The organism is Ruegeria sp. BE10 (assembly GCF_056538905.1).
The window spans coordinates 164,881-177,290 of sequence record NZ_JBQFTX010000003.1 but is presented as its reverse complement, the minus strand read 5'-3'; the positions used below and the strand labels follow the sequence as shown (position 1 = coordinate 177,290).

The 12,410-nt window shown below is 57.3% G+C and carries 14 protein-coding genes; 12 read left to right on the top strand and 2 right to left on the bottom strand.

What is annotated here, in order from left to right; genetic code table 11:
* Positions 1-168 precede the first annotated feature (168 nt).
* Entirely contained in the window at positions 169-744 is a 576-nt protein-coding gene (locus tag ACR0M2_RS08995) for a LabA-like NYN domain-containing protein (protein ID WP_058283597.1), read from the bottom strand.
* A gap of 152 nt (positions 745-896) precedes the next feature.
* Between ACR0M2_RS08995 and folK the strand changes: the two genes are divergently transcribed.
* The 9 genes from folK (at position 897) to rnc (ending at position 8,525) form a co-directional block, all read left to right on the top strand.
* Positions 897-1,454 carry a 2-amino-4-hydroxy-6-hydroxymethyldihydropteridine diphosphokinase gene (folK, locus tag ACR0M2_RS08990; RefSeq protein WP_217356017.1) on the top strand — a complete coding sequence of 186 codons (558 nt, stop codon included), beginning with the start codon at positions 897-899 and terminating at the stop codon, positions 1,452-1,454.
* 95 nt (positions 1,455-1,549) lie between these two features.
* Complete coding sequence (rpoZ, locus tag ACR0M2_RS08985) at positions 1,550-1,903, top strand: DNA-directed RNA polymerase subunit omega (protein ID WP_170350365.1); 354 nt, start codon at positions 1,550-1,552, stop codon at positions 1,901-1,903.
* 26 nt (positions 1,904-1,929) lie between these two features.
* The gene (locus ACR0M2_RS08980) at positions 1,930-4,062 is read left to right on the top strand and encodes a RelA/SpoT family protein (RefSeq protein ID WP_170360026.1); all 2,133 of its coding nucleotides are present in this window, start codon (positions 1,930-1,932) and stop codon (positions 4,060-4,062) included.
* Positions 4,063-4,078: 16 nt separating this feature from the next.
* On the top strand, positions 4,079-4,777 hold the full coding sequence (locus tag ACR0M2_RS08975) for a DUF2062 domain-containing protein (protein WP_170360028.1): 699 nt from the start codon (positions 4,079-4,081) through the stop codon (positions 4,775-4,777).
* A complete protein-coding gene (locus ACR0M2_RS08970; protein WP_170350368.1) occupies positions 4,770-5,516 on the top strand; it encodes a pyridoxine 5'-phosphate synthase in 747 nt (248 codons plus the stop codon). Before ACR0M2_RS08975 ends, ACR0M2_RS08970 begins: the two co-directional genes overlap by 8 nt.
* 39 nt (positions 5,517-5,555) lie before the next feature.
* Positions 5,556-6,533: an NADPH:quinone reductase gene (locus tag ACR0M2_RS08965; RefSeq protein WP_480704702.1), complete on the top strand. Its 978-nt coding sequence runs from the start codon at positions 5,556-5,558 to the stop codon at positions 6,531-6,533.
* Between the two features lies 1 nt (position 6,534).
* Positions 6,535-6,954, top strand: a complete 420-nt coding sequence (gene acpS / locus ACR0M2_RS08960) for a holo-ACP synthase (RefSeq protein WP_480704700.1) — start codon at positions 6,535-6,537, stop codon at positions 6,952-6,954.
* Positions 6,955-7,011: 57 nt separating this feature from the next.
* Positions 7,012-7,848: a signal peptidase I gene (gene lepB, locus ACR0M2_RS08955; protein ID WP_480704699.1), complete on the top strand. Its 837-nt coding sequence runs from the start codon at positions 7,012-7,014 to the stop codon at positions 7,846-7,848.
* Complete coding sequence (gene rnc, locus ACR0M2_RS08950; protein WP_170350372.1) at positions 7,845-8,525, top strand: ribonuclease III; 681 nt, start codon at positions 7,845-7,847, stop codon at positions 8,523-8,525. The genes lepB and rnc overlap by 4 nt, the downstream gene beginning before the upstream one ends.
* 62 nt (positions 8,526-8,587) lie before the next feature.
* On the opposite strand, the gene ACR0M2_RS08945 is transcribed toward rnc, so the two are convergent.
* On the bottom strand, positions 8,588-9,964 hold the full coding sequence (locus ACR0M2_RS08945) for a multicopper oxidase family protein (protein WP_480704697.1): 1,377 nt from the start codon (positions 9,962-9,964) through the stop codon (positions 8,588-8,590).
* A gap of 157 nt (positions 9,965-10,121) precedes the next feature.
* Here ACR0M2_RS08945 and era point away from each other — a divergent pair, with 157 nt between their 5' ends.
* From era to ACR0M2_RS08930, 3 genes are all read left to right on the top strand, one after another.
* The gene (era, locus tag ACR0M2_RS08940) at positions 10,122-11,030 is read left to right on the top strand and encodes a GTPase Era (RefSeq protein WP_170360038.1); all 909 of its coding nucleotides are present in this window, start codon (positions 10,122-10,124) and stop codon (positions 11,028-11,030) included.
* A complete protein-coding gene (locus ACR0M2_RS08935; RefSeq protein ID WP_170350375.1) occupies positions 11,027-11,356 on the top strand; it encodes a DUF1491 family protein in 330 nt (109 codons plus the stop codon). Before era ends, ACR0M2_RS08935 begins: the two co-directional genes overlap by 4 nt.
* A 112-nt stretch (positions 11,357-11,468) precedes the next feature.
* A complete protein-coding gene (locus ACR0M2_RS08930) occupies positions 11,469-12,368 on the top strand; it encodes a hypothetical protein (RefSeq protein ID WP_480704695.1) in 900 nt (299 codons plus the stop codon).
* Positions 12,369-12,410: the final 42 nt, after the last annotated feature.

Here is a 12,410-nt window from a genome sequence, read left to right as displayed (position 1 = left end):
TAAGTCTTTTCCCGGCCTTGGTCCAGACAGGAGCTTGTCATTTCCCTGACATGAATCGGTGCTAGCCAATAGATGTTTCAGCACCTGTTCATTGTTAAAAATGGCGCGGTCAGGATTGAGACACTGACCGCGCCGATTACTTTCCCCGGTTTGATAGGTGGCCGGGGCTTATTGCCCGCCTGCGGCCGCAACGCTGCGCGGCTCCATCGGCATTTCCCGCGGAGGCCGCCCGATCACATCGCGCAAGTCTTCCAGTTCGATGAAATTGTCGGCCTGGCGACGCAGCTCGTCCGAAATCATCGGCGGCTGGCTGCGGATGGTCGAAACAACCGAAACACGCACGCCTTGGCGCTGAAGGCTGGCAATCAGCGGGCGGAAATCCCCATCGCCCGAAAACAGCACGATATGATCAACGCGCGGTGCAAGTTCCATGGCATCAACGGTCAGTTCGATGTCCATGTTCCCTTTGACTTTCCGACGCCCCATGCTGTCGGTGTATTCTTTTGCCGGTTTGGTCACCATCGTGAAGCCGTTGTAATGCAGCCAGTCAACCAAGGGACGGATCGGCGAATACTCGTCATTTTCCAATAGCGCTGTGTAGTAGAAAGCACGAAGCATCTTGCCGCGGCGCATGAACTCCTGGCGCAGCAATTTATAGTCGATGTCAAACCCCAGTGCTTTTGCGGCCGCATAAAGATTCGAGCCGTCGATGAACAGCGCTAGCCGTTCGTCTTTATAAAACATAAATAGATCCTTCCGGTACTAACCAGAACGCCGGATGATTAGGTGAGTGAGCTAGAAAATAGGCGGCGCGCTGATATGCCTATAATTAGGGCTTTTATCATGTATCGCAACCATGCAATTCACCGAATATAGCGAGTAGTAGGAGCAAATCTTTGTCAGAATCAGTAATTGCACTGGGTGCGAATCTCAATTTGAGATCATCTGGGCCCAAGCTGACACTCCAAAGGGCTATTGACGCGATTTTGCGTCAGGGGGTGGTGATTCGCGCCGTCAGCCGCTTTTTCGAGACCCCTTGTTTCCCTGCCGGAGCTGGGCCGGATTACGTCAATGCCGCTGCATTGATCGAGACTGAAAAGACCCCGGCCGAGGTTCTGCAATTACTGCATGAGGTCGAACACGAATTTGGCCGCGAGCGGGTGCAACGGTGGGGCATGCGGACATTGGATCTGGATCTGGTCTCTTATGACGATCTTATACTGCCGGATCGTGCTGAATACGACCATTGGCTTAACCTGCCGCCCGAGGCGCAGAAACAGCAGGCGCCCGAGCAATTGATCTTGCCACATCCGCGCCTGCAGGACCGGGCATTCGTGTTGGTTCCGATGGCGGATGTAGCCCCTGATTGGCGGCACCCGGTGCTTGGTCGCACCGTCACCGAGATGGTCGCAAGTCTGCCTACCGAGGATGTCGAGGCTGTAACCCCTCTGTGAATGGTGCAATTGACACCATTTCCTGCTTGTCAAGGCGGGGATTCGCCCTTAGATAAACGTCTTCCTGACATGGATTCAGTAACGGAGAGCGCCCCATGGCCCGCGTGACGGTTGAAGATTGCGTAGACAAGGTTCCAAACCGGTTTGAACTGGTGATGCTTGCCGCCCATCGTGCGCGCGAGATTTCCGCCGGTGCATCGATCACCGTCGACCGTGACAACGACAAGAACCCTGTTGTGTCGCTGCGCGAGATCGCGGACGAAACCCAAGGTGCCGACGAGCTGCGCGAGCGTCTGATCGAAGCCAACCAGACCCAGATCGAGGTGGATGAGCCAGAAGAAGATCAGATGGCTCTGCTGATGGGTGCGGAATCGGACAAACCGGTCGAGGATGACATGTCGGAAGAGAAGCTGCTGCGCGCTCTGATGGAGGCTCAAGGCCAGGGGTAACCCCCAAACACGAAGGTGCGGACCGGATGATTTCTGCTGAAGACCTGATTGCGCTGGTCCGCAACTATAATCCTAAAACCAATGCCGACCGCATCGCCCGGGCTTATGAGTTCGGGATGCAGATGCATGACGGTCAGTTCCGCCATTCCGGCGAACCCTATTTCACCCATCCCGTTGCCGTTGCCGCCATCCTGACCGAACAGCGTCTGGACGATGCGACAATTATCACAGCGCTGCTGCACGACACGATCGAGGATACCAAGGCCAGCTATGGCAAAGTGTCCGAGCTGTTCGGGGATGAGGTCGCCAAGCTGGTCGATGGCGTCACCAAGCTGACCAATCTGCAGCTGTCCAGCCGTGAGACCAAACAGGCGGAAAACTTCCGCAAGCTGTTCATGGCCATGTCCAAGGACCTGCGGGTTATTCTGGTCAAGCTTGCCGACCGTTTGCACAACATGCGCACCATCAAAGCGATGCGTCCGGAAAAGCAGGTGGTCAAGGCGCGCGAGACGATGGATATCTACGCGCCACTTGCGGGACGGATGGGTATGCAGTGGATGCGCGAGGAACTGGAAGACCTCGCCTTCCGAGTGCTGAACCCTGAAGGCCGCCAATCTATCATCCGCCGCTTTATTACTCTGCAACGGGAAACTGGTGATGTGATCCACCGCATCACCGGCGATATGCGGCACGAGCTTGAAAAGGCCGGGATCGAGGCAGAAGTGTTTGGCCGTGCCAAAAAACCTTACTCGATCTGGCGCAAGATGCAGGAAAAGGATCAGGGATTTTCACGCCTGTCCGACATCTATGGCTTCCGCATCATCACCCAGACCGAAGAAGACTGTTACCGTACCCTTGGCGCTATCCACCAGCGCTGGCGCGCGGTGCCGGGAAGGTTCAAGGACTACATCAGCCAGCCGAAATCGAACGGATATCGCTCGATTCACACGACGGTGTCAGGGCGTGATGGTAAACGGGTCGAGGTTCAGATTCGCACCCGTCAGATGCATGACGTGGCCGAAACCGGTGTTGCGGCGCACTGGTCGTATCGCGATGGTGTGCGTTCGGAAAACCCGTTTGCAGTCGATCCCGCCAAGTGGATTGCCAATCTGACCGAACAGTTCGACAGCGAGGATGATCACGAAGATTTCCTCGAAGCCGTCAAGCTTGAGATGTATTCGGACCAGGTGTTCTGCTTCACGCCCAAGGGTGATGTGGTGAAACTGCCGCGCGGCGCGACGCCGATTGATTTTGCTTATGCCATCCACACAAGGATCGGCCATGCGTGCGTCGGGGCCAAGGTGGACGGTATCCGTGTGCCGCTGTGGACCCGGATCAAGAACGGGCAATCGGTGGACGTGATTACTGCGGATGGGCAAACCCCACAGGTCACATGGCTTGAAATCGCAGTTACCGGCAAGGCCCGCACGGCCATCCGTCGCGCCCTGCGCGAGGTGGATCGTGAACGGTTCATCAAACTGGGCAAAGAACTCGCACGTTCAGGGTTTGATCATGTCGGGCGCAAGGCCACCGACAAGGCGCTGGACACCGCAGCCAAGCACCTGCGTCTGAAAGACCGGCACGAGCTGCTGGCCCGCCTCGGCAGTGCTGAGCTTACGGCACATGATGTGGTCAGCGCCGTTTACCCGGAGCTGACCCAAGACGATGGCGACGCCATTTCCCCTCGTCGTGCTGTGATTGGTCTGGAGCCTGGGCAGAAATTCGACCGCGCGCCCTGTTGCCAGCCGTTGCCGGGCGAACGCATCGTCGGCATCACTTTTCGCGGAAAGGGCGTGGTGGTTCATGCCATCGATTGCGACCGCTTGTCCGACTATGAAAGCGAACCGGATCGATGGGTCGACTTGCACTGGCATTCGGGCACACACCCGGCAGTTTATGGGGTGACGCTGGACCTGACCATCGGCAATGACGCTGGGGTGTTGGGGCGTATCTGTACGTTGATCGGTGAGAAAAAGGCCAATATCTCGAACCTGGAATTCGTTGACCGCAAACCGGATTTTTATCGTCTTTTGATCTCTGTCGAACTGCGTGACCTTGAACAGTTGCATTCGCTGATGTTGATGCTTGAGGCTGAAAGCGACGTTGCCGCGGTCGAGCGGCATCGGAATCGGGAAAAAACCGCAGTTGCGGCAGGCTGAGAAGGGGTGATCAGGAGTGGTTTTCAAGCGCCGAGACCGACGCTCGCCCATTCAGATCGCTTCGGAATTCATCTATCCGCGCGGCGGCTGGACCCGTGCCTTTCATTACGTCAAACACCGCATCCGGCGGCTGCCCGATTCACCTGAGCGTATCGCGCGTGGTGTCGGAGTGGGCGTGTTCACGGCGTTCACGCCGTTTTATGGGTTCCACTTCTTTATCGCGGCCCTGCTTAGCCGGATTTTCAATGGCAATTTGCTGGCATCGCTCAGCGGTACCTTCTTTGGCAACCCTCTGACTTATGTGCCCATCGGGGTCGTCTGCCTGCAAACAGGCCATTTCCTTTTGGGTGACGACTTTGAAGAGGAAGAAACCCACGGCCTGATGGATAGCTTCTTCAAGGCGTTGAGTGACCTGAAGAACAACTTCATGGCGATGTTCACGGGCCGCGATGCCGATTGGCGCGGGCTAAGTGTGTTTTATGATGAGGTGTTCTTTCCTTATCTGATCGGCGGCATCTTTCCTGGGCTGATTGCCGGGTATATCTGCTATTATCTCAGCCTGCCGGTGGTACGCACCTATCAGCAGCGCCGCCGCGCCCGGATCAAGGCGAAATTCGATGAAATCAAACGTTTGGCCGAAACCAAGGCTGCCGTTCCGGTGGCAAACCCTCTAGGCTCGGGCCGGAATTCGGGAAAGGAATCAAGCGATGTCTGACAAACACCTGCGTCTGGGCGTGAATATCGACCACGTGGCCACCGTGCGTAATGCACGTGGCGGGGCTTATCCTGACCCTTTGCGCGCGGCCAAGCTGGCTGAGGAGGCCGGTGCCGACGGCATCACTGCTCACCTACGCGAAGATCGCCGCCATATCTCGGACGCTGATATCGATGGGTTGATGGAGGTTCTGTCGGTGCCGTTGAATTTTGAAATGGCCGCCACGCCCGAAATGCAGCAGATCGCCCTGCGCCACAAACCGCACGCGGTTTGCATCGTTCCCGAAAAACGCGAAGAGCGGACCACCGAAGGCGGGCTTGAGGTTGCGCGCGAGGAAAACAAGCTGGCCCATTACATCGCCCCTTTGCGCAAGGCGGGGTGTCGCGTGTCGATCTTTATTGCAGCCGACCAGCGCCAGATCGAAGCTGCCCACCGCATCGGCGCAGAAGTGATCGAACTGCACACCGGCGCCTATTGCGATGCCCACGCCGAGGGCCGCATGGACGAGGCCACGCGCGAAATGGAATCACTGCGCGAGATGTCCGCCTATGCCCACTCGCTGGGACTGGAGGTTCACGCGGGCCACGGCCTGACCTACGACACGGTGCAACCCATCGCTGCGTTCCCCGAGGTGCGCGAGTTGAACATCGGTCACTTTCTGATCGGTGAATCGATCTTTCGCGGGCTGACCCCTGCGATTGCCGAAATGCGCCGGTTGATGGATGAAGCGCGGGGGTGATCGCTTCATATCACCATTGTCGGAAGATGGGGTAATGCAATGAAAGCAATTTCATATCGTAACTTTGGTCCAGCAGAGGACGTGCTTGAACTGATTGATATGCCCGATCCGGTGGCTGGGCCGGGTGAAGTTGTGGTTCAGATCAAAGCCACCGGAATCAATCCGTCGGATGTTAAGTTGCGTGGTGGTGCGCGGCCCGGGGCGGTCATGCAGCACCCGCTTGTCATTCCACATTCGGATGGTGCCGGAGTGATTGTGTCCGTTGGCTCAGGTGTCGATCCGTTCCGGGTTGGTGAAAGGGTCTGGATCTGGAATGGCCAGTGGCAACGCGCGTTCGGAACCGCTGCTGAGTATATCGCTTTACCGTCAGAACAGGCCGTTACTCTTCCTGACACTACCAGCTTCGCCGAAGGTGCGTGTTTTGGGATTCCGGCAATGACCGCATGGTACGCCTTGTATGCTGACGGGCCGATCGCTGACAAAACTATCCTGGTGACCGGCGGGGCGGGTACTGTGGGGCGTTACGCCTGCCAAATGGCCGCTCTTGGCGGGGCTCGGGTTATCACCACGGTCAGTTCGCAGGAAAAAGCAGCGCACTCTGGTGCAAAGGAATTTGTGAATTACCGCACCCAAAACGTGGCTGAGACTGTATTGGATATGACAGACGGCGCGGGCGTTGATCGTATTGTCGAAGTGGACTTTGCGGCAAATCAGGATGCGTCTCTGGCACTAATCCGGCCGGGTGGTACCATCGCAAGTTACTCTTCCGTGTCGCAAATGCGACCAGAGCTCGATTTCTACGGTTTCATGTTCAAGAACATCCGCTTGCATATGTTGATTGTTTATCAACTGGATGCTGTTGCACGGCGCAGGGGCGAAGCTCAACTGAGTGAATGGTTGAAGCAGGGGGCATTGAACCATGCAGTAGTACCAGGCGGGCATTTAGCTAACGCAGCGGCAGCCCATCAGATGGTTGAAGCCGGTGACAAACTGGGCACCGTGGTTCTGGAGGTCTGATGTGATCCTTGGCATCGGCACAGACCTCGCAAATATCGAACGCATTCAGGGTACGCTCGACCGGTTTGGCGACCGGTTCCGCAATCGTGTTTTCACCGATACTGAACAGACCAAGGCCGAGCGCCGCGCCGATACGGCCGGGACCTATGCCAAACGCTGGGCCGCGAAAGAGGCATGTTCCAAGGCGCTGGGCACCGGCCTGCGCATGGGTATCGCGTGGAAGGATATGGCGGTAACTAACCTGCGTACAGGCCAACCTGTCATGCATGTCACCGGTTGGGCCGCCGAACGTCTGAAAGAGATGACGCCCGAGGGCCATGAAGCCATCATCCATGTCACTCTGACAGACGACCACCCTTGGGCACAGGCCTTCGTGGTGATCGAGGCCCGACCACTTCAAGATACCGCCACGCAGCCTTGACTTGCCCCCGTCGGCCCCGCATGTAGCACCCCAACAACCAAAGGACCGGAGAGCAGTATGGCCGAGGACGTCAAAACCGGAAATCCCGTGTGGGAGACGATCAAAACCATCGTCTATGCCCTATTGATCGCGGGCGTTTTCCGTACCCTGTTCTTTCAGCCGTTCTGGATTCCTTCCGGCTCGATGAAACAGACGTTGCTGATCGGGGACTTCCTGTTCGTCAATAAAATGGCCTATGGCTATTCTTATGCTTCTTGCCCAAGCTTGATTATTCCCAGCGTCGGCTTGAACGTCGATGCGGAAGATATTTGCGGTTGGATGAAAGGTGACAACACGCGCATTTGGGGGGGTGAGCCCGAGCGCGGCGACGTCATCGTTTTCCGTCATCCCGTCACCGGGCGCGACTATATCAAGCGGCTGATCGGCCTGCCGGGGGATCGCGTTCAGGTCCGTGAGGGGCAGATCATCTTGAACGGTACACCAGTGCCGCAACAACCCGACGGCGTCTTTACCGAAATCGCCGAACCTCAAGGCCCGCAAGGGCTGCGCCCGCGCTGCGAGAACGGGCCTGTCGGCATTGGCGGTGTCTGCGAAAAGAGCCGTCTGATCGAAACCTTGCCCAACGGGGTCTCTTACGACGTGCTGAACATCACCGATCAGGGTTCGGACAATACCGGCATTTATACTGTGCCCGAAGGCCACTATTTCTTCATGGGTGACAACCGCGACAATTCCAGCGACAGCCGCTTGCCACAATCCGCCGGGGGCGTGGGGTATGTTCCTTATGAAAACCTGATTGGTCGTGCTGATCGGATCATGTTCTCGTCCGCGGGTCGGTCGATGCTGTTCTTCTGGACCTGGCGTGGTGACCGCTTCTTCAAGGCGATCAATTGAAGCTTTCCGCCGAGATAAAAGCGTTTGAGCAGCGATTGGGGTATGAGTTCGCAGACCCCGAACTGCTGGTGCGCGCGTTGACTCATGGATCGGTCTCTTCGGCGACCCGGCCTGATAACCAGCGGCTGGAGTTCCTGGGCGACCGCGTTCTGGGCCTGGTCATGGCGACGGCTCTGCTTGAGGCCGACAAGAAGGCATCCGAAGGCCAACTTGCCCCCCGCTTCAATGCGCTGGTCCGCAAGGAGGCGTGCGCTGACGTGGCTCGTCAGATCGATCTGGGCGCGGTGTTGAAACTGGGCCGGTCTGAAATGATGTCTGGCGGCCGTCGTAAACAGGCCCTGCTGGGCGACGCGATGGAGGCGGTCATTGCCGCGATCTATCGCGATGCCGGGTTCGAAGCGGCGCGGGATGTAATTCTGGCGCTTTGGGGCGATCGTATCCACACGGTCGAAGCTGATGCGCGGGACGCCAAAACCTCGTTGCAGGAATGGGCGCAGGCGCGGGGCCAAAAGCCGCCGTCTTATGTCGAGATCAAGCGCAGCGGCCCGGATCACGCCCCCGTCTTCACGATTGCCGCTCGACTGCAAGACGGCACCGAGGCTCAGGCAACCGCAGGATCAAAACGTCAGGCAGAACAGGCCGCAGCCAAATCGCTGTTGGAAAACCTACCTAAGTAGATTGTGGTCTTGGGCAGGGGGCAAGCCCCCTTTCGCCCGTATTGGTGTGGTCAAACTGAACCTCAATCCACCCGAATATATCCGGTTAGCCCGGTTTTTTGATGTTCGATCACGTGGCAATGAAACGCCCAGTCGCCCGGGTTGTCGGCGACCAACGCGATCTCGACCACCTCATCTTTCAACAGCAACATCGTGTCGGTCAGCAATGGTGGTAACGGGCGAAGGTTCGATTTTATCGGTACAAAAGCCAACCCATGCAGGTGGATCGGATGCAGGTTCGGTGACTCGTTACGCAATCGCAAAACATAACTTTTACCTCGTTGCAGCGTGGCCAACGGACCAACCCCTTTCGCCGCATCCCCCGGCCAAGGCCTTCGGTTGATCGACCAGAAGTTATACCCCAGAGAGCCACAAAACCCATTGGTCGGTTCGCCTCCTTCGGGTGTCCAGCCAAAGACAAATTCGTGCAATTCGGCATTCGCCAGATCCGGTTTTGTTGTGGGGTTCACGGGTAGGGGGCGCAGCTCGCGCAGTTCGCGCGAGACGGGCGCACCCACTGCACGCAAGCGGGTCATGGAGCGATGCGGCTGTCCAGGAAACTTGGCCATCAGATCGACAGTCTGACCCTCGCCTAGTGGCATTTTCAAAGCAAAATCCAAACGCTGTCCGGGTCCAATCAGCAAGGGGTCATCGGCACTGGGCAATGGAAAGTCAACTTCGACCGGATGACCGTCCCATGCGATAATTCGGGCCTCGGCACCGTTCAGATGCACCTTGTAGATGCGGGTTGTGTCCGTGTTTACCACGCGCAAACGTACAAGGCTGCCTGCGGCGTGATCATAAACCGGCCCATCCAGCCAGTTCGCCGTTTGCACATTACCAAAGGTTCCCGCCCTTGCGGCCCCGCGCGCAGTGTAGGCAGGCAGGAACGACCCGTCATCATTCAGGCGGAAATCACGCAGGTTGATCACCTGCTCGCTGTCAAAACCGGGATCTTCGGCCTCGGCGATCACCAACACTCCAGTCAGACCATGGGCCATCTGTTCCATCGTCATGCAATGAGGGTGATACCAAAAGGTGCCCGCATCCGGAGGCGTGAATTCATAGTCAAACGCCTCACCCGGTCCAATCGGCATTTGGGTCAGATAAGGCACCCCGTCCATGTCATTCGGAATACGCAGCCCGTGCCAATGCATCGCCGTATAATCAGGCAGGGTGTTGCGCACCGGCAGGCGCATCACCTCACCCTGCTTGCCATGTAAAACCGGAGGCGGCGCGTCGGGCGACAGGCTGACCATACCGGTGGTGACCTGATCGCGCAGGGCAAAGCTGGCGGGTTGGACGACCAGCTCTTGCGCACCTGCCGCTAAACCAAAGCCACCTAGACCCAACGCCCCTGTGGCAGCGCCACTACCCAAAAGAAACTCGCGACGGTTCATATCAGCCTCATGAAAAGAAGGATTGCCTGGCTGTTATTGGCGTGGCTTGATCCGGTGATGCCATTCCGACCGCTTGGCCGCAATGCGACAAATGCCTCTGGCCCGCGAGGCCTTTCTGCTATAGGGGTGCGCACTTGCAAACAGGATCGCATCACACATGACCACACGCGCCGGATTTATCGCCCTGATCGGAGAGCCCAACGCAGGCAAATCCACCCTTCTGAACCGCATGGTCGGGGCTAAGGTCTCGATCGTGACGCATAAGGTGCAAACCACCCGCGCCCGCATTCGTGGTGTGGCGATGGAAGGGGATGCGCAACTGGTATTCGTTGACACGCCCGGCCTGTTCAAACCCCGCCGTCGCCTGGATCGCGCCATGGTCGCGGCCGCCTGGGGCGGAGCTGCGGATGCTGATGTGGTGGTGCTGATGGTTGAGGCGCATCGCGGCATCACCGAAGGGGTCGAACGCATCCTCGAAGGTCTGGAAGAGATCGGGCAGGGCCGTACCATCGCGCTGGCCATCAACAAGATTGACAAGGTTCCGTCCGAGAAATTGCTGGCGCTGACCAGCGATCTGAACGCGCGCTATCCTTTTGCCGAAACCTTCATGATCTCGGCCGAGCGCGGCTATGGTGTGGAAGACCTGCGCAAGTGGCTTGCGGCGGAATTGCCCGAAGGACCTTGGCTGTATCCCGAAGACCAGATCGCCGATCTGCCGATGCGCATGATCGCCGCCGAGATGACGCGCGAGAAACTGACCCTGCGCCTGCATCAGGAACTGCCCTACCAGTTGACCGTCGAGACCGAGAACTGGGAGGAACGCAAGGACGGGTCCGCCAAGATCGATCAGGTCATCTATGTCATGCGCGACGGTCACAAAGGTATCGTTCTGGGCAAACGCGGCGAGACCATCAAGGCCGTCAGCCAGGCAGCGCGGGCCGAGTTGGAAGAGTTCCTCGACCGCAAGGTTCATCTGTTCCTGCAGGTCAAGGTGCGCCCGAACTGGCTGGAAGAATCCGAGCGATATTCGGAAATGGGTCTGGATTTCAAAGACGGCAACGCATGACGCGTCTGACGGCTGATTTCTGGGTCCACGCCTATCTGGCAAGGCTGCGGTTTCAGGACATCCCGGCCTACGTAGTGGCCCACGGGGACGACACGGCCGGCGCTGTGCTGGTTAAGCTGAACACTCTGGACGGGCGGGCCGTGGCCTTCCAACGCAGCTTTGATCTGATGAGCGGCGAGCGCAAATGGGTTGAACTCTCCAGCGGTGCGGAAATGGATGTGGATGAAGCCATCCGACGCCAGCGCAGCTTTGACCCAGACCTTTGGGTGATCGAGGTAGAAGACCGGCAGGGGCGGCATCTTCTTGGAGAAGAAGGGCTGGATTAACTGCAGCTTGGTCTGGCGGACAAAGTCTAACAATCTATTTCTATTTTACGTTACACCCTGCACACTAAAATACTACCTGGAATTGTGACCCCTTCCTAAAAGGCTGGAATTTATGAAAACCTTCTTGTTAGCCTGCCGTCTTCCCTTTTTGCTCTTGGTTTGCACAGCGACTTCCGCAGCGGCGCAGCCCAGATTGGGTTGGATCTATCAACTTGACGGGCTTGCTGCTTTTCAGGGCGATGCGAGTTTGAGTGGAGGTGGAGAGTTCTCGGCAAGCCGTGCTTTTGTGCGAACCACCGCGCTTTATAACATGGACGGAGGGAACTCCGTTGGGGTGTCGGCTAGCTTCGGTAGGTTCGATTACAACTTTAGCGAAGCAAATAACCAGCCTTGGGAAGATATCCGAGACATTCGCGTTTCCTTGCCAGTGCGGTTTCGAGTTGGAAATACAGCCACCGCCTTTATATCGCCACAGATCAGATGGGACTATCAAAGCGGCGCTACTGCCTCGGACGGACGTACCTATGGAGCTTTTGCGGGTATTGCATGGAAGCTAAGTGAGCGTCTTACCATCGGCCCTGCATTTGGCGTGTTTTCGCAGTTGGAGGATGACGATATCGATTTCTTCCCAGCCTTATTGGTGGATTGGGATATAAACGACCGCTGGAACTTGAACACAGGCTCAGGGATTGGTGCTACGCAAGGTCCAGGACTCACGCTCAGCTACGCGCTAAATAGCGAAATGAACCTGTCGCTTTCGGCTCGCTCCGAGAGAATACGGTTCCGATTGGATGGAGATGGCTTGGCTCCGGATGGGGTGGGTGAAGACAAAAGCATCCCTGTTGTGCTGGCATTAGGTTACAGTCCCAATCCTGGCGTTTCGTTGAATGTCTTTGCAGGGGCTGAGTTGGATGGCCGTTTGACGTTGGACGATGCAAATGGTTCGGAACTCAGTCGCCAGAATTACGAAACGGCACCATTGGTCGGCTTTGCATTCAGAGTAAGGTTCTAATTGCCCTTCTGGATCAGTTTTTCCCTCTAGACTACCCGACCT